Genomic DNA, 16,612 nt, shown 5'->3' on the forward strand with positions numbered 1-16,612 from the left:
TAAATGATCCAGCAAAACATGAAGCCAAGGTGTCTTAATACCGCTAGAGGGTCAATTGAGCTGATTCGCCAGATCTTGTAAGAAAACTCTTCGAATCAGGCCGTGTCGATCAGGCGAGCAGTCCTGCTCTTCTAATAAATTGATGTCCACGGGGCTTTTTCGCTCGAATGAGCGGTCCCATGCCTGAACCTTCCAATGACGGAGACCACGATGAGCAAAGGCAAGGCGCTGTTGATTTTGCATGGCAAGCAAGCGCTCAACGAAGAGGTTCGCTCGGCAGTGATGCTCAAGCGCGAACAGGGCTGGGAGCTGGCGGTACGGTTGACCTGGGAAGCCGGTGATGCCCAGCGATGCGTCGATGAAGCCCTGGATGCCGGTTATACGCGACTGATCGCCGGTGGCGGTGATGGAACCTTGCGTGATATCGCCGAAGCGATCGTCCACAAGTCCAGCGATGCCAGCCTGGTACTGCTGCCGCTGGGCACGGCCAATGATTTCGCCCGGGCGGCTGGTGTTCCGTTGGAACCTGCGCAGGCCCTGGATCTATTGGACGTTGCGCCGCAGACCGTTGATGTGGGTGAGGTCAGCGGGCGGATTTTCCTGAACATGGCCACCGGCGGTTTTGGCAGCCAGGTGACGGCGAACACCTCCGAGGATCTCAAGAAGGTCTTGGGCGGCGCCGCCTACCTGTTCACGGGCCTGTCTCGATTCAGTGAACTGAGTACCGCCTATGGTGAGTTGCAGGGCCCCGATTTTTACTGGCAGGGCGATTTGCTCGCGCTGGGCATCGGTAATGGCCGGCAGGCGGGGGGAGGACATGTGCTGTGCCCGCAAGCGTTAGCGGATGATGGCTTGCTGGACATCAGCATCCTGCCGGCGCCCCAGGAAGTAGTCAGTACGTTGAAGGACTTGCTCGCAGGCGGCCTGGGCATCGACAACATGTTTGTCCGTGCGCGCTTGCCATGGGTGGAAATCAAGGTCGCGCAAGGCCTGGACATCAATCTCGATGGCGAGCCGTTGCAGGTCGACACCCTGCGCTTCACTGTCCGCCCTAAGGCGCTTCGGCTACACCTGCCGTCCGATTCGCCGCTGTTGGGCGGCGCGACGGCGCTCAGTCATCCAGGCTGATGATTTGCTCACGCACCGCGAACAGCACAAGACCGGCCACGTCATGGATCTGCAAGCGCTTCATGACTTGCGCCCGGTGGGTTTCCACGGTCTTGACGCTCAGGTTCAGCCCATTGGCAATTTCCCGAGTGGACTTGCCTCGTACGATCAGCCGCAGAATTTCCAGCTGGCGTGCCGTCAGGTTATGGGCCTGGGCAGGGTCTGGCTGATGTTTCTGGACGCGGGTCAGCGCCTGGTTGATCACCGTGTGGGCGATGGCCGGGCTCAGGTAGCGTTCGTCATTGCGCAGCGCTTGCAGGGCGTGTTTCAGCTCAGTGGCGGTGGTGTCCTTGAGCAGGTAGCCATGGGCGCCTGATTCCAGCGCCTGCATGATCAGCGCAGGATCCGTATGCATCGACAGGATCAGCACCTTGCTGTGGGGGCGCACCCGCTTGAGCTGTTGCAAGGCATCCAGGCCGCTGGTGTCCTTCATGGAAATATCCAGCAGCACGATGTCGGGGTTCAGTCGTTCTACCAGCTCCACCAATTGTGTGCCGTCATTGGCTTCGCCGATCACGGCATAGTCTGGGATATCCATGACCAGGGCTCGTACGCCGGCCCTGATCAGGGAGTGGTCATCGACCAGGAGCAAATTACAAATCAAAGGAAAACCTTATTCTTACTGGCTCGCTCCAGGGCACGCGGTGCCCAGGGAAAGCGTGCTTCGATGTGCGTGCCTTTGCCGGCCTCGCTCACGACCTTGAGGGTGCCGCCCAATTGTTCGACCCGCTCCGACATGCCGGCCATGCCCCGTTGACCTTCGCGAGCGGGGTGGCTGGCCGGGACAAATCCCTGGCCGTCGTCGCTGATCAGCAGGGTCAGGCCGTCGGGCAGGCGTTGCAGGCGTACCAGCAGATTCGTCGCCCGGGCATGGCGCAAGATGTTGGTGACCGCTTCCTGGGTGATCCGGAACACCGCGACCGACATCTCCTCCGGGATACCCGTCATGCGCTGCTGGCAATCGAGGCTCCACTTCACCGGGACGTTGGCCAGGGTCTTGAGCAGGTGCGCCCGCAGGCTGGCCTCAAGCCCGAGGCTGGCCAGTTCCCTGGGGTTGAGGATCGCCGATACGTCACGGACCTTGTTGAGGGTTTCGTCCAGGGTCTCGCACAGGAGCGCGCACTGACCTTGCAATTCCTCCGGCATCCGCCGCTTGAGCCATTCGCCTTGCAGTTTCGCCGCGGTCAGCAATTGGCCAATGTCGTCGTGCAATTCGCGGCTGAGCCGATGGCGCTCATTCTCCTGGACCTCGAGCAACCGGTCGGCCAATTCTTGGGGCTGGAACTTGATGGACTTGCGCGACAATCGATGGTGGATCCAGACACAGCTCAGGGCCGCGACATTCACGGCCAGCAGGCCCAGCGGCACCGTGTGGGCGTACAGGTAGGTCAGCAGGCAGCCGAGGGTCGAGCACATGCACAGTGATAATGTGAAGCGACGGGCGTTTTCTCGGGAGGGAGGCCAGGTGATGAATGACTTGAGGCTGGCGTGCATAGCGGATGGAGCCAATGAATGTTCGCTGCGGGCAGGCCGGTCAGCGCATCTGACAGGCCGGGTCGGGTAAACGTTTCAGGTCGAAGGCAGCTTCGGTTGGCAGCTACTACGGCGCTGCCTGGAAGTGGCTGACGCGGGAGATAGTACCACTTCGCCTATCGTTGGTCGCGCTCGGCATGGTGCCGTGAAAGCAACTGGGGAGCAGGCGCATTGCCATCGTATCAGGCTTGTTTCTGGGGGTAAGACACCAACGCCAGCGGACGTGACGCGGCCAATGCCTGGTCGGGACTCTGGCCGACCTGGAAAGCGAATGCCTCGATCAAGGACGTTTGTTCGCTGTTGTCCAGGCTCAACTGGCCGGTGGTGTGATCGACCAGTTCCAATTGCCAGGCCATCAGGGTGAAGCAATCCTTCAAGGCATCCAGGGCCTGGTCATGCAATTCCATGTGGTTTTGCGCATGGCTGAGCAAGCCATGGATATGCAGGGAAAACTCCGAAACGGCTTCCAGCGCCAAGGCATTGGCCTTGTTTGCCAGTTTCAGCAAGGTGCTGAGCATGCAATCGATTGCGTCCTTGTCATTGTTGATCAATTGCAGATGGCTCAGGCACTCCTCCGACTTGGCCAGCAGTGTCTCGGCCTCGATCAGAAATTCGGGAAGACGTTGATTCCAGTTCCTACGATCGTTCGGCATGCTTATCTCCACAACATCATGTCAGGCGAAAGGAAACCGCGTATGGCGAACGGCTGGATCTCAAGGTCGACCGCGGACGGACGCGCGACGACACGCCCGTGCTGTTTAGCGAAGGTGAATTCGTAAACGATTACACGGGTGGAATCGGCCGAAAGGCTGCAGGTCCGATGTCCTGTGGTCGCGTACAAAAGCCTGACTCCGTTCAGCAATGAGAATGGCGTCACATTAATGGCTATTGGATAACGGGAATATCAGGTTGGACCTGATTGTGCCTAGGGGAATCCCTTAGGCAGGGGAACTTAGTGCGCAAACCGAAGTCGCGCGGCGGGGTAAATGGCAGATGAAATCGTGAAGCCAGTAAAGCATGATGTTAATGTGATATCAATTCCCTGTGTGTATTTTATCCGGGGTCAAGATTCGGCTCGTGCGGCCGATATCGGTTTTATTGGATTCATCCGAACAAGCCCAGGAGTCATCGATGGCCGGCATTCTCGACACAGTAGATCAACGAACCCAACTGGTGGGTGAGAATCGCCTGGAAATTCTCATGTTTCGCCTGGCGGGTCGGCAGTTGTTTGCCATTAACGTGTTCAAGGTCCAGGAAGTCCTGCAACTGCCGAAGTTGACCCTGATGCCGCAACGCCACCCGTTCGTGTGCGGCGTGGTCAACCTGCGAGGCCAGACGCTGCCGGTGATCGACTTGTCCCAGGCCATTGGCATGCGTCCGCTGGTGCCGGGCGCCAACAGCACCATTATCGTGACCGAATACAACCGTTCGGTTCAGGCGTTCCTGGTGGGCGGCGTCGACCGCATCGTCAACATGAACTGGGAAGCCATCCTGCCACCGCCGACCAGCGCTGGCCGCGAGCACTACCTGACCGCCATCAGCAAGGTGGACGATCAGTTGGTGGAAATCATCGACGTGGAAAAAGTCCTGGCCGAAATCGTGCCGTACAACGCCAAGGTCTCCCGGGACAAACTCGAAGACCCGGTGCTGGAACGCGCCCGTGGCCGCGAAGTGCTGCTGGTGGACGACTCCAACGTTGCGCTCTCGCAATTGCGCGACACCCTGGGTCAACTGGGTGTGAAAATGCACATCGCCAGCGACGGCCTGAAGGCCCTGAACATGCTCAAGGCCTGGGCCGATACCGGCGAGGTCATGACCGACAAATTGCTGATGATCTTCACCGATGCGGAAATGCCGGAAATGGATGGCTACCGCTTGACCACCGAGATCCGCAACGACCCGCGTTTGCGTGGGCTCTATGTCGTGTTGCACACCTCGCTGTCCGGTAGCTTCAACGATTCGATGGTCAAGAAGGTCGGTTGCGACAACTTCCTCTCCAAATTCCAGCCGGACAAGCTGGTCGACGTGGTGCGCCAGCGGCTGATGCTCGACTGAAACCAATGGTGGTTTGCTTCAATGGCCGGCTCGTATAAGGTGGCATTTTTTTGCCACCGGGGAAGTTGACCATGTTGCGGCTGAGCGCGCTGTATCGGTATCCGTTGAAGTCCGGCAAGGGTCAGCCCCTGCAGCAAATCGGCCTGGACAAGCTAGGGCTGGACGGTGATCGGCGCTGGATGCTGGTGGATGAGGGGACGGGACGGTTCCTGACCCAGCGCGCCGTGGCGAAGATGAGCCAGCTTTCTGCCTTGTGGAACGAGGCGGGTGGCCTGACGCTCAGCGCGCCGGGCCATGGCGCCATCGACGTGCCGCTGCCACCCACCCAGCAAGAGCGACGGCGCGGCGTGATCATCTGGCGTGACACCTTGCGTGTGCCGGATGCCGGTGATGAGGCTGCGGCCTGGGTCAGCGAATTCATCGGCAACCCCACGCGGCTGGTGCATGTGCCGGTGGAACTGGCGCGTACCACCGCCGCCGGTTATGGCAAGGATGACGACAAGGTCGCCTTTGCCGATGGTTTCCCTCTGCTGCTGATTGGCCAGGCCTCATTGCAGGACCTGTCGAGCCGGGTCGGCCGCTCGCTGGAGATGTTGCGCTTTCGTCCCAACCTGGTGGTGGAGGGCAGCGAGGCGTTCGCCGAGGACGGTTGGAAGCGTATTCGTATCGGCGCGGTGGAGTTCCGGCTGGTCAAGCCCTGCTCGCGTTGCATCATGACCACGGTCGATCCGCACACCGGCGAGCGCGATCCGAATCGCGAACCCTTTGCCACGTTGCAGCAATACCGTTCGACGCCGGACGGTGCGATGTTCGGCCAGAACCTGGTCAACGACAGCGACGGTCGGCTTGAAGTCGGCATGCCGGTTGAAGTGCTCGAATAAAAAGAACCGTGAATAAAAATGCCCGTGTCATTGGACGCGGGCATTTTTGTTTATCAGGCAACAGCTTTTCTAGCTTTTTGTGGCGAGGGAGCTTGCTCCCGTGAGCAGCACTGTAGGAGCTGCCGAAGGCTGCGATCTTTTGATCTTTCGCTTGAGACTCAAGTGCTCGGGAAAAGATCGCAGCCTCGCTTCGCTCGACAGCTCCTACATCCATGGGCTGTGTGGGCAGGCTCAGCCGCGGTATTCACACAGGTAAGCGGTGTCGACAGCCACTTTGAGCTGGAACTTGCTGTTGGCCGGTACATTGAACTGGCTGCCGGCCGCGAAGGTTTCCCAGTCGGTGCTGTCGGGCAGCTTCACGGTCAGGGCGCCGGAGACGACGTGCATGATTTCCCGTTGGGCCGTGCCGAATTCATATTCGCCCGGTGCCATGACGCCGATGGTCGCGGGGCCTTCGGCAGTGCCAAAAGCGATCGACTTGACGGTGCCGTCGAAGTACTCGTTGACTTTAAACATGGGCGATTCCTCGAAAAAGGGGCTGAAAAAGGCCGGCCAGTATGCACAAGGCTGCAACATTCGTCATCTGCCGCGCCGGGAGGCGAGCGCCGCTCAACCCGGGAGCACCAGGGGCAACAACCGCGCGGTATTGCGGGCGTCTTCCAAGGCGCGGTGCTGTTGCCCGCAAAATTGCAGGCCGGCCAGTTGCAACGCGCCATTGAGCCCCAGCGGTCGTTCCAGCCGACGGGCCTTGGCGAAGCGTTGCTTGAGGTTCATGTGCGGCACCTGGGCGAGGACACTGTGCAACTGCTGGCGCTGCCATTCCTGAAGCAGTTGCTTGCGGTCGTAGTCGCCCCAGCTGACCCAGCTTTCCAGCTTCGGATGATACGGCGCCAGCCAGCGCTCGAACGCCGGCCAGACCTCGGTCAAGGGCGCGGCGCCGTCGATATTGGCTTGGGTGATGTGGGTCAATTCGCGACAGAAAGGCGTGAGCAGTGGTCGTCTCAGGGGACGCACGAAGCGCTGGAAATGATCCACTTCGCGGCCGTCACGACTCACCAGCGTGGCGCCGATCTCGATAATTTCCATTTCGGTTACCGGCCAGCCACCTTCATCGGTGGTGGCCTCCAGATCAATCACCAGCCAGTGAGGCATTGCAATGTTCCCGGTATCGGCGTGCTGATGGGTTTGAGCGTAGTCAAACCCCAGGCATCCGACTAGTGGGCTGTTTCAACGCGCAACAAAACCTGGCGTTTTCTCACCTGATCGCCCTGTGTGACCTGCAATTGCCTGACCACCCCATCGATGCCTGCCTTGAGTGGGTGCTCCATTTTCATCGCTTCGAGCACCATCAGCAGTTGGCCTTGGCGCACCGGACTGCCTTCGCTGACCAGTACCTCGACAATGGCACCGTCCATGGGCGCCAAGAGCGTACTGGCACCGGCGCTGGCCTTGCTGGCGACGGGTGCCAGGGTCCGGTCTTGCAGGTGCAGGCCGCCGGGGCGGGTGGACAGCCAGAGATCGTGGCCTTCGAGGCGCCAGGCATGGCCCTGGCGAATCCCGTCGATGACCAGCGTTGCGCCCTGGGCACCAACGTCGAGCAGCCTCAGTTCGATCAAGCGCCCGGCACTGTGGATGTTCAGTGTCCCGTCGGTTTCGGTTTCAAGGCTCAGCATCCAGTCGCGCTCCCCGACGCCGATCCGATACTGCAGCGCTGTGCCGATGCTGTTGCGCCATCCGCCCAGGCCGGGTGCATGCCGTGCCTGCGATGCCTGATAAAACGCCGCCGTGGCGATAGCCAGTTGTTCGGGCGAGGGCTCAACGGGCAGAAGCGCCGCATGATTGACAAAATATTGGCCGATGAAGCCGGTGCTGAAGTCGCCGTCGATGAACTGCGGATGCGCCAGCAAGCCGGCGAGCAAGCGCTGGTTGCTCTGGACCCCAAGCAGCACACAATCCTCCACCGCTCGCAACAGTTTGCGGCGTGCTTCGTCGCGGGTGGCGCCGTGGACGATGAGTTTGCCCAGCATCGAATCGTAGAACGGCGTGATGGCCTGGCCCTGCAGCAGGCCATGGTCGACTCGCACACCGTCGTGGATGGGGGGCTCCCAGCCAACCACGCGCCCGGTCTGAGGCAGGAAATCCGCCGCTGGGTCCTCGGCGTACAACCGCACTTGCAGGGCATGGCCGCTGAGCGTCACCTGCTCCTGGCGCAGGGGCAGCGGCCTGCCGGCGGCGACGTCCAATTGCCAGGCCACCAGGTCCAGGCCGGTGATCAACTCGGTGACCGGGTGTTCGACCTGCAGGCGTGTGTTCATTTCCAGGAAGTAAAACCGACCGTCGGCCGCGAGCAGGAATTCCACGGTCCCGGCACCGACGTAATTCACGGCGCGTCCCGCCTTGAGTGCCGCCTCGCCCATGGCCCGGCGCAGGTCGGCGGTCATGACCGGGCAGGGCGCTTCCTCGATGATTTTCTGGTGGCGCCGCTGGATCGAGCAGTCCCGTTCACCCAGGTGGATCAACTGGCCGTGGTGGTCGCCGAAGATCTGCACTTCCACATGCCGCGGATCGATCAAGGCTTGTTCGAGGATCAACTCGTCGCTGCCGAAGCCGTGCAGGGCTTCCGAGCGTGCGCTGCGCAACTGCTCCAGCAGGTCCTCGGCGCGCTGGACCAGGCGCATGCCGCGGCCGCCGCCACCGGCACTGGCCTTGATCATCAGCGGGTAGCCGATGCACCCGGCTTCGCGCTGCAGCGTGTCGTCGTCCTGGGCGGCGCCCTGGTAACCGGCGATGCAGGGAACACCGGCTTGGATCATGGCGATTTTTGCCCGGCGCTTGCTGCCCATCAACTCGATGGCCTCGGGGCTGGGGCCGATGAAAATCAGGCCGGCCTGCGCGCAGGCGTGGGCGAACCCCGCATTCTCCGAAAGGAAGCCGTAGCCGGGGTGGATCGCATCGGCGCCGCTGCGCCGGGCCGCCTCGAGAATGGCCAAGGGGTCGAGGTAGGACTGCTGCACCGGGGCCGGGCCGATCAGCACGGCTTCATCGGCCAGGCGCACATGCAGCGCATCGGCGTCGGCCTCGCTGAACACCGCCACCGTGCGATAACCCAGGGCCTGGGCGGTGCGCTGGATGCGACAGGCGATTTCGCCGCGGTTGGCGATGAGGATTTTGCTGAAGGCGGGCATGGGGTCATTCCTGGGGGGGTGTTTGTTCGGGCCTCATCGCGAGCGAGCTCGCTCCCACAGTGAACGGTGAAAATGTGGGAGCGAGCTTGCTCGCGATAGGGGCCTGTCAGGCAAACCGCTCATTTGTTCTTCCCCGGCAAAATGCCCATGAGCTTGCAGATGATGCCCAGCATGATTTCGTCCGCGCCGGCGCCGATGGATACCAGCCGCACGTCGCGATAAGCCCGGGCCACCGGGTTGTCCCACATGAAGCCCATGCCGCCCCAGTATTGCAGGCAACTGTCGGTGGTTTCCCGGGCCAAGCGCCCGGCCTTGAGCTTGGCCATCGAGGCCAGTCGCGTGACATCCTGACCGTGGATGTACTGCTCGGTGGCCTGGTAGACCAGCGCCCGCAGGCATTCGATTTCGCTGGCCAGTTCCGCCAGGCGGAAGTGGATCACCTGGTTGTCGATCAGGGCCGTGCCGAAGGTCTTGCGCTCCTTGCAGTACGCGATGGTGCTGTCGATGCAATGCTCCAGGCCCTTGAGCATGTTGGCCGCGCCGAACAGGCGTTCTTCCTGGAATTGCAGCATCTGCATCATGAACCCGGCACCTTCCTGGCCGATGCGATTGCGTTGTGGCACCCGCACGTCGTCGAAGAACACCTGGGCGGTTTCCGAGCTGCGCATGCCGAGTTTGTCCAGGTGCTGGCCGAGGCTGATGCCGGGGCTGCGCATCGGCACCATGATCAGCGATTTGTTGACGTGGGGCTTGTCGTCCGAGGTGTTGGCCAACAAGCAAATGAAATCAGCGCTCGGCGCATTGGTGATCCACATCTTGCTGCCGTTGATGACGTAGTCGTCGCCGTCTTTGCGCGCCGTGGTCTTGAGGCCGGCGACGTCGGAGCCGGCACCGACTTCCGAGACGCCGATGCAGCCCACCTGTTCGCCGCGAATGGCCGGGCGCAGGAACGCTTCACGCAACTCGTCAGAGCCGAAACGGGCCAGGGCCGGGGTGCACATGTCGGTCTGCACGCCGATAGACATCGGCACGCCGCCGCAATGAATCGTGCCGAATTCCTCGGCCGCGACGATCGAATAGCTGTAGTCCAGGCCCATGCCGCCGAAGGCCTGCGGCTTGGAAATACCCAGCAGGCCCAGCTCGCCGGCCTTGCGGAAAATCTCGTGGATAGGGAAACGCCCGGCCCGCTCCCATTCGTCGACGTAGGGATTGATGTCGTGGTCGACAAACTGGCGGACGGTGCGCCGCAGTGCTTCGTGTTCCTGGGTGAAGATCATTTTTATTGTTCTCCTGGATCATTATTTCCCTGGGGGCTGCGCTCAGAAACGGGCCACGCCGAAGCTGTTGGCTTGCAAGGGGCGCTGCTCGGCTTCGTGACAGATGTCCAGCAGGTAGCCCAGCAGTGTGCGGGTGTCACGTGGGTCGATGAGCCCGTCGTCCCACAGGTTGGCGCTGCCGTAGAGGGCGGTGGATTGGCTGTCGAGTTTCTGCGCGGTGGTTTGCTCGAGCAGGTCCAGCATCTTCGGGTCGGGGCTCAGGCCGTTCTTGAGTTGCGTGGCCTCGGTGACCATCCGCAGGACCTTGCCGGCCTGGGCGCCGCCCATCACGGCGGTGTGGCTGTTGGGCCAGGCGAAGATGAAGCGCGGGTCAAGCCCGCGGCCGCACATGGCGTAGTTGCCGGCCCCATAGGAGCCGCCCACCACGACGGTCAGCTTGGGCACCCGGGCATTGGCCACGGCCTGGATCATCTTGGCGCCATGCTTGATCACCCCTTGTCGCTCCGACTCGGTGCCGACCATGAAGCCGGTGGTGTTGTGCAAGAACAGCAACGGCGTGCGGCTCTGATCGCACAACTGGATGAATTGCGCGGCCTTGGCCGCGCCCTGTGGCGTGATGGGGCCGTTGTTGCCGATCAGGCCGCAGGCGTGGCCGCGAATGTGCAGGTGGCCGCAAATCGTCTGGGTGTCGAATTCGCTTTTGAAGGCCAGGAAATGCGAGCCGTCGGCGATGCGGGCGATGATTTCCCCCACGTCATAGGGCTTCTTCGGGTCGTCGGGCACCAGTCCTAATAATTCCTCGGCGGGGTAGAGCGGCTCCGTCCAGGTCCGTTCGGGCTGGGGCGGCAATTGTGCATTCCAGGGCAGCGAGTCGAGGATTTCCCGGGCCAGGCGTATGCCATCGGCGTCGTTCTCCGCCAAGTATTCGGCGGTGCCGGCCACCTGCACGTGCATCAGCGCACCGCCCAGTTCTTCCTCGCTGGCCTCTTCGCCGGTCGCGGCCTTGAGCAACGGCGGCCCGGCCAGGAACAGCCGCGCCTTGTCGCGCACCACCACCACGTAATCCGACAAACCCGGCTGATAAGCGCCACCGGCCGTGGCCGAACCATGCACGACGGTGATCTGCGGCAGGCCCATGGCCGACATACGTGCCTGATTGGCGAAGCTGCGCGCGCCTTCGACGAAAATCTGCGCAGCGTAATTGAGATTGGCGCCGCCACTTTCGGCAAGGGTGATGACCGGCAGTTTGTTTTCCATGGCGATCTGTTGCAAGCGCAGAGTCTTGTGCAAACCGCTGGGGGAAATGGTGCCGCCCTTGATCGCGCTGTTGTTGGCCACCACCAGCGCCCGCACTCCAGACACGTAGCCGATCCCGGCGATCAGGCCGCCGCCGGCCTGGCTGCCGTCCTTGTCGTCATGGAGTTTGTAGCCGGCCAGGCTCGCCAGCTCGAGGAACGGTGCGCCAGGGTCCAGCAGCAGGTTCAGGCGCTGGCGTGGCAACAGTTGGCCGCGCTGGTCGAACTTGCCCTGGGCCTGGGCGGCTTTCGCCAGCATGGCCCGTTCGAGTTGGCGCAGTTGTTCGACACCGGCCAGCATCGCCGCGTGGTTGCGTGCGAAGTCAGCGCTGTGGGGATCCAGGTGCGATTCGATGACCGGCATGCAGACTCCTCGTGTTGGACCGGATTGGCGTAGAACCCTGTGGCGAGGGGATTTATCCCCGTTGGGCTGCGAAGCGGCCCCAAAATGCGTGCGACCTGGTGTGTCAGGCAAAAATGAGTTGACTGCTTTGGGGCTGCTGCGCAGCCCAGCGGGGATAAATCCCCTCGCCACAGGTTCAATTCAACAGGTTGGTCATTTGCTCGACTGACTAGCATGGCGACCGCCCTTAGCCGACCTCATCGGCAATGTGTTGCGGCACCGGTATCTGAATCTCCAGCAACTGCTGGGCGAACGCCTTGCCTTGGGGGTCGATGCGCAGGCTGGCGACACCGCCGCCACCGAGGGCGTTTTCCAACAGGAAATTCAAACTGTGGGTGCCCGGCAGGTACCAACGTTCCACCCGGCCCAGCAGCGGGTCGAGCACGTGGCTCATCCAGTCGACCATCACCTCCGGGGTCAGCGCCTCGGCGATCCAGGGCAGGTATTCGGGGGCTCGGGCGATCACGCCAATGTTGCTGTGGTTGCCCTTGTCGCCGGAGCGCGCCACCGCCAGTTTGATCAGTGGCACGCTGGCGTCGGCCCGACCCTGGGGTTTGGGCGGGGCCGGGGCGATCGGCAGATCGGTGGTATGCAGCGGTTCGAAAGCGGGCAGGGGGCAAGGGTGGCGCTGGCCGTCGAGTTCGATGTCGAGCCGGCAAGTGGTTTTGTCGATCAGGAACGAGAACAGGCGAATCAACGGCGACACCGTCGGCCGGCCACCGACCAGGCCGGTCAGTCCCGGCGCCATGCCAGTGGCGGCCTGGGCGATTTCCCTGGAAAACAGCACCAGCGGCTGTTTATCCGGGTGCCGTACCGCCAGCTTGATCACCACCTCACGGCTGTCCCGGCGCTGGCTGTGCTGGCCATAGGTGGCTTCGCTGCCCAGCAGTTCGACGTTCACTTCGCTGTAGGGCGCCCAGCCACGTTGGTGCAACAGCTGAGAGGTCTTGGCGATGATCGCCTGGCTGACCCGTTCGGCCTTGGCCACCGCATCGATGCCGGCGATCAGGCAGGTGGCGGTGCAGCGCCATCCGTCCAGCCAGGTGGCGCAGACCTTGTACCGATCGCTGGGCGGCAGGCCCCTGGCCCCTTGGACGCGCACGGCGTGCTTGCCCTGCTGGATCAACCTGACCTGGCTGAAATCGCAGATCACGTCGGGCAGCAGGTAGCCTTGCGGGTCGCCGATTTCGTAGAGCAACTGCTCGCCGACGGTCAGCGGCGTAACCAGCCCGCCACTGCCTTCGGTCTTGGTGACAATGAACTGGCCATCGGCGCTGACTTCGACGATGGGAAAGCCGATGTGCTCGTAATCCGGCACTGCCTGCCAGTCGGTAAAATTACCGCCCGTGCACTGGGCGCCACACTCGATGAGATGCCCCGCGAGCGCGGCTTGGGCCAATCTGTCGTAATCGTCCCAGGCCCAGCCGAACTCATGCACCAGAGCGGCGCTGACCACGGCACTGTCCACCACGCGGCCGGTGATCACCACATCGGCGCCCAGGCGCAGCGCCTCGACGATGCCGGGCGCGCCGAGGTAGGCGTTGATGGACACACACGCGGGAGGCAGGGGCTCGCCGCTGAACATCTCGCCGATGCCCTGGGCGGCGAGCCGTTCACGTTGCGGTTGCAGGTCATCGCCCAGCAGCACGGCAATCCTCAGTGCTACGCCGGCCTGATCGCAGGCGGCTTGCAGAGCCTTCGCACAGGCCTGGGGATTGACCCCGCCGGCGTTGCTGATGACGCGGATCCCATCGTTTTGCAAACGCTGAAGCAGCGGGGTGAGGACCTCGACGAAGTCCGTGGCATAGCCGCTCGAAGCGTCTTTCAGGCGCGCCCCGGCCATGATCGACATCGTGACTTCGGCCAAATAGTCGAACACCAGGTAATCCAGCGCACCACCCTTGACCAGTTGCGCCGCCGCCGTGCAGGTATCGCCCCAAAAGGCGCTGGCGCAACCGATTCGGATCGTTTTGGACATGGCGTTCCCTCCGGCAAAGGTGATTCGAGACTACCAAGCAAGCGCTTGGTTTGTAAATGGCCGCCAGTTCTTCTGGCCGAGCGCTTGCTTGGCTGCTTCGCTCGGCTTAAATTGCCCGCGCCACCGATGGTTTGCTGTGCAGTGGCGGCGCGTTGGTTGATCGACTGTAGGAGAGAATGGGTGGACGAGCAAAAAGCCCAGGGCGTGATGCGTGAGCTGGTCGACAACGGGCAACTGACCGACCCGGACAGTGCACGCGGCAAACTGCTCCAGACCGCCGCCCACCTGTTTCGCAACAAGGGCTTCGAGCGCACCACGGTACGCGACCTGGCCAGTGCCGTGGGCATCCAGTCGGGTAGCATTTTTCACCATTTCAAGAGCAAGGACGACATCCTGCGGGCGGTGATGGAAGAAACCATCTGCTACAACACCGCATTGATGCGTGCGGCCCTGGCCGAGGCCGACAGCGTGCGCGAGCGGGTGCTGGCGCTGATTCGCTGCGAATTGCAGTCGATCATGGGCGGCACTGGCGAGGCCATGGCGGTGCTGGTCTATGAATGGCGTTCGCTCTCGCCGGACGGACAGCGGCACGTGCTGGCCTTGCGTGATACTTATGAAGACTTGTGGCTCGAGGTCCTGGGCCAGGCCAAGGAGGCCGGGTATATTCGCGGGGACGTGTCCATTACCCGGCGGTTTCTCACGGGGGCGTTGTCCTGGACCACCACCTGGTTTCGCGCCGAAGGCAGCCTGAGCCTCGATGAGCTGGCCGAACAGGCCCTGATCCTGGTGCTTGAAGAAAAACAATAATCGAGCGGCGCTTTAAATGGTCGCATGGCTGGCTAAGCGGCTGAAACCGCCTAGCTTGATTGTAGTGATGGGGACTTTTGGGGAGTGGGTTATCTTGACGTTTTCGCCGATGGGGATGACCTCCCGTGTGCTGCTGGCCACTCTGGCCGTTTTCCTGGCGTTGCCGATCGAGGCGGCGCAATTGGTGCGGATCGGCGCGGCACATTTTCCACCCTATACCGTTCGTCCCGAAAACGGTGCCGACACTGGCCTGCTGCCGCAGATGGTGGAGGCCTTGAACCAGTCGCAAAGCGACTATCAGTTCGTCCTGGTGCCGACGTCGATCCCGCGCCGGTTCAATGATTTCAAGCAGGGCCGGGTGGACATGGCGATTTTCGAGAACCCCGAATGGGGTTGGCAGGATGTGCCGCACACGTCGGTGGACATGGGCCTGGAAGATGCGGAGGTCTTCGTCGCCCAGCGTCAGCCGGAGCGCCAGCAAAGTTATTTCGCCGACCTCAGGGGCAAGCGCCTGGCGCTGTTCAGCGGTTATCACTACGCCTTTGCCGAATTCAACGCCGACCCCAAGTTCCTCACCGGGCAATACAACGCCACGCTGACGTATTCCCACGACAGCAATCTGCTGATGGTCTTGCGCGGGCGGGCGGATATCGCCCTGGTGACCCGTTCGTACCTCAACGATTACGTGTTGCGCAATCCCGAAGTCGGCCCGCAATTGCTGGTGTCTGAACGCATCGATCAGATTTACCACCATTACGCGCTGATCCGGCCACGGGCGCCCATTTCCAGTGAAGCGTTCGCACAGTTGCTGCAAACGCTGCGGGATAACGGTCAGATGCTGAAGATTTTCCAGCCCTATCAGATCCAACTGGTCTCCACGCATTCCCATTGAAGGCGACACTAAATTTCCCGTCCCGGCTCACGTCACAGGTTGACTACCGACGAATACGCGAGCCACTCCCATGTCCAACCTCAACCACCCGACGACGCTGCCCTTGCCCGGTGGCCGTCGCCTCGGCGCCGATGAAACCGAACGCCACCTGAGCCTGATGCTCGAAGGCGCGCCGCTGATCCGGCTGCGCCTTGTGCGCGGTCCCGAGTTGCATGTGCATTTGCAGGAAATCAACGACCGCCCGGTGGGGCCGGCGCTGTGGGCGGCCTGCTATTGGCTGTTTGCCCGCGATCCCGAGTGTCGGCACCTGACCTGGCACCTCGGCGAGCGTCCCGGCGAAGCCTTGCTCAGCGGTTTATTGACACTCACGGAGCGTGCAGGTGAATACCGTTGCGAGCGCACGATGTTCTGGCAATTGCCGCAGCCCTGGCTGGGGGAGTCGTTCAGCGGCAGTTACCCGCAACAGATGGTCATCACCGATGGCCGCCGCCATCCACGCCGGCCCATGAAGCCGCGTGGCGAGGTGTATCGACGTTTCGATGCGCGGCTGGGGGCCTGGGTGTCTTTGCGCACCCTGGAGATCGAGCAGGACTTGGAGCGTTTCAACCGCTGGCAGAACAGCCCGCGAGTGGCGAGCTTCTGGCAAGAGGAGGGCAGCCTGGAACAGCATCGCGAGTACCTGGACAAGCTGCAGGCCGATCCCCGGGTCTTGACCCTGATCGGTTGTTTCGATGACCAGCCGTTCGCTTACTTCGAAGCCTATTGGGCCAAGGAGGATCGGATCGCGCCGTTCTATGAAGCCGACCACTACGATCGCGGCATCCACATGCTGGTGGGCGAAGAGCAGCACCGCGGGCCGCACAAGGTGGCGAGCTGGTTGTCGGCACTGGTGCATTACCTGTTCCTGGACGATCCGCGCACCCAGCGCGTGGTCGCCGAGCCCCGGGCCGACAATGCGCGGATGATCGGGCACCTGCACAACCAGTGCTTCCATTGTGAAAAGGAATTCGATTTCCCCCACAAGCGCGCGGCGCTGATGATCCTGGGGCGTGAGCGGTTCTTTGACCGGTGTGGGTTGATGTAAGGCCTTATTGCCTTATCGCGAGCAAGCTCGCTCCCACAGTGGATCTTCAGGACCC

15 protein-coding genes are annotated in these 16,612 nt (G+C 62.1%); 6 read left to right on the forward strand and 9 right to left on the reverse strand.

Annotation, left to right across the window (positions count from 1 at the left end; all coding sequences use genetic code 11):
- Positions 1–210: 210 nt before the first annotated feature.
- Positions 211–1,128 (forward strand): lipid kinase YegS, encoded by a 918-nt coding sequence (gene yegS, locus AB7M32_RS13210; protein WP_072407989.1) that lies wholly within the window; start codon positions 211–213, stop codon positions 1,126–1,128.
- On the opposite strand, the gene AB7M32_RS13215 is transcribed toward yegS, so the two are convergent.
- The 3 genes from AB7M32_RS13215 to AB7M32_RS13225 all read right to left on the reverse strand — a co-directional run bounded on the left by AB7M32_RS13215 (position 1,112) and on the right by AB7M32_RS13225 (position 3,353).
- Positions 1,112–1,771 (reverse strand): response regulator, encoded by a 660-nt coding sequence (locus AB7M32_RS13215; RefSeq protein ID WP_072407987.1) that lies wholly within the window; start codon positions 1,769–1,771, stop codon positions 1,112–1,114. The two genes, yegS and AB7M32_RS13215, sit on opposite strands and share 17 nt — an antisense overlap.
- On the reverse strand, positions 1,768–2,661 hold the full coding sequence (locus AB7M32_RS13220) for a sensor histidine kinase (RefSeq protein WP_454252134.1): 894 nt from the start codon (positions 2,659–2,661) through the stop codon (positions 1,768–1,770). The genes AB7M32_RS13215 and AB7M32_RS13220 overlap by 4 nt, the downstream gene beginning before the upstream one ends.
- Positions 2,662–2,882: 221 nt before the next feature.
- Entirely contained in the window at positions 2,883–3,353 is a 471-nt protein-coding gene (locus tag AB7M32_RS13225) for a hypothetical protein (protein ID WP_072407983.1), read from the reverse strand.
- A 478-nt stretch (positions 3,354–3,831) separates the two neighbouring features.
- On the opposite strand from AB7M32_RS13225, the gene AB7M32_RS13230 reads away from it, so the two are divergent.
- Complete coding sequence (locus AB7M32_RS13230; protein WP_053120553.1) at positions 3,832–4,755, forward strand: chemotaxis protein CheV; 924 nt, start codon at positions 3,832–3,834, stop codon at positions 4,753–4,755.
- A gap of 71 nt (positions 4,756–4,826) precedes the next feature.
- Positions 4,827–5,636: an MOSC domain-containing protein gene (locus AB7M32_RS13235; RefSeq protein WP_454250143.1), complete on the forward strand. Its 810-nt coding sequence runs from the start codon at positions 4,827–4,829 to the stop codon at positions 5,634–5,636.
- Positions 5,637–5,867: 231 nt separating this feature from the next.
- Here the strand turns inward: AB7M32_RS13235 and ppnP are convergent, their stop codons facing one another.
- The 6 genes from ppnP to AB7M32_RS13265 form a co-directional block, all read right to left on the reverse strand.
- Positions 5,868–6,152 (reverse strand): pyrimidine/purine nucleoside phosphorylase, encoded by a 285-nt coding sequence (gene ppnP / locus AB7M32_RS13240; RefSeq protein ID WP_003183665.1) that lies wholly within the window; start codon positions 6,150–6,152, stop codon positions 5,868–5,870.
- 93 nt (positions 6,153–6,245) lie between these two features.
- Complete coding sequence (locus AB7M32_RS13245) at positions 6,246–6,788, reverse strand: exonuclease domain-containing protein (protein ID WP_072407977.1); 543 nt, start codon at positions 6,786–6,788, stop codon at positions 6,246–6,248.
- 62 nt (positions 6,789–6,850) lie between these two features.
- Positions 6,851–8,821, reverse strand: a complete 1,971-nt coding sequence (locus tag AB7M32_RS13250; RefSeq protein WP_454250144.1) for an acetyl/propionyl/methylcrotonyl-CoA carboxylase subunit alpha — start codon at positions 8,819–8,821, stop codon at positions 6,851–6,853.
- Positions 8,822–8,940: 119 nt separating this feature from the next.
- Positions 8,941–10,098, reverse strand: coding sequence for a citronellyl-CoA dehydrogenase (gene atuD, locus AB7M32_RS13255; RefSeq protein ID WP_454250145.1), 1,158 nt, complete (start codon positions 10,096–10,098; stop codon positions 8,941–8,943).
- A 42-nt stretch (positions 10,099–10,140) separates the two neighbouring features.
- Positions 10,141–11,757 (reverse strand): geranyl-CoA carboxylase subunit beta, encoded by a 1,617-nt coding sequence (gene atuC / locus AB7M32_RS13260; RefSeq protein WP_454250146.1) that lies wholly within the window; start codon positions 11,755–11,757, stop codon positions 10,141–10,143.
- Between the two features lie 226 nt (positions 11,758–11,983).
- Positions 11,984–13,774, reverse strand: a complete 1,791-nt coding sequence (locus AB7M32_RS13265; RefSeq protein WP_454250147.1) for an acyclic terpene utilization AtuA family protein — start codon at positions 13,772–13,774, stop codon at positions 11,984–11,986.
- 180 nt (positions 13,775–13,954) lie between these two features.
- Between AB7M32_RS13265 and AB7M32_RS13270 the strand changes: the two genes are divergently transcribed.
- The 3 genes from AB7M32_RS13270 to AB7M32_RS13280 all read left to right on the forward strand — a co-directional run bounded on the left by AB7M32_RS13270 (position 13,955) and on the right by AB7M32_RS13280 (position 16,557).
- Entirely contained in the window at positions 13,955–14,581 is a 627-nt protein-coding gene (locus AB7M32_RS13270; RefSeq protein WP_454250148.1) for a TetR/AcrR family transcriptional regulator, read from the forward strand.
- Between the two features lie 115 nt (positions 14,582–14,696).
- Positions 14,697–15,473: a substrate-binding periplasmic protein gene (locus AB7M32_RS13275; protein ID WP_454252135.1), complete on the forward strand. Its 777-nt coding sequence runs from the start codon at positions 14,697–14,699 to the stop codon at positions 15,471–15,473.
- Between the two features lie 70 nt (positions 15,474–15,543).
- Entirely contained in the window at positions 15,544–16,557 is a 1,014-nt protein-coding gene (locus AB7M32_RS13280) for a GNAT family N-acetyltransferase (RefSeq protein ID WP_072407965.1), read from the forward strand.
- Positions 16,558–16,612: the final 55 nt, after the last annotated feature.

The organism is Pseudomonas sp. R151218B TE3479, from assembly GCF_053629195.1.

Excerpts from the sequence above, each read along its gene's own strand:
- AB7M32_RS13275 (WP_454252135.1), top strand. The coding sequence starts at position 14,697 with ATGACCTCCCGTGTGCTGCTGGCCACTCTGGCCGTTTTCCTGGCGTTG.
- AB7M32_RS13250 (WP_454250144.1), bottom strand. The coding sequence starts at position 8,821 with ATGCCCGCCTTCAGCAAAATCCTCATCGCCAACCGCGGCGAAATCGCC.
- atuC (WP_454250146.1), bottom strand. The coding sequence starts at position 11,757 with ATGCCGGTCATCGAATCGCACCTGGATCCCCACAGCGCTGACTTCGCA.
- AB7M32_RS13220 (WP_454252134.1), bottom strand. The coding sequence starts at position 2,661 with ATGCACGCCAGCCTCAAGTCATTCATCACCTGGCCTCCCTCCCGAGAA.
- yegS (WP_072407989.1), top strand. The coding sequence starts at position 211 with ATGAGCAAAGGCAAGGCGCTGTTGATTTTGCATGGCAAGCAAGCGCTC.
- ppnP (WP_003183665.1), bottom strand. The coding sequence starts at position 6,152 with ATGTTTAAAGTCAACGAGTACTTCGACGGCACCGTCAAGTCGATCGCT.
- AB7M32_RS13245 (WP_072407977.1), bottom strand. The coding sequence starts at position 6,788 with ATGCCTCACTGGCTGGTGATTGATCTGGAGGCCACCACCGATGAAGGT.
- atuD (WP_454250145.1), bottom strand. The coding sequence starts at position 10,098 with ATGATCTTCACCCAGGAACACGAAGCACTGCGGCGCACCGTCCGCCAG.
- AB7M32_RS13225 (WP_072407983.1), bottom strand. The coding sequence starts at position 3,353 with ATGCCGAACGATCGTAGGAACTGGAATCAACGTCTTCCCGAATTTCTG.
- AB7M32_RS13280 (WP_072407965.1), top strand. The coding sequence starts at position 15,544 with ATGTCCAACCTCAACCACCCGACGACGCTGCCCTTGCCCGGTGGCCGT.
- AB7M32_RS13265 (WP_454250147.1), bottom strand. The coding sequence starts at position 13,774 with ATGTCCAAAACGATCCGAATCGGTTGCGCCAGCGCCTTTTGGGGCGAT.
- AB7M32_RS13235 (WP_454250143.1), top strand. The coding sequence starts at position 4,827 with ATGTTGCGGCTGAGCGCGCTGTATCGGTATCCGTTGAAGTCCGGCAAG.
- AB7M32_RS13230 (WP_053120553.1), top strand. The coding sequence starts at position 3,832 with ATGGCCGGCATTCTCGACACAGTAGATCAACGAACCCAACTGGTGGGT.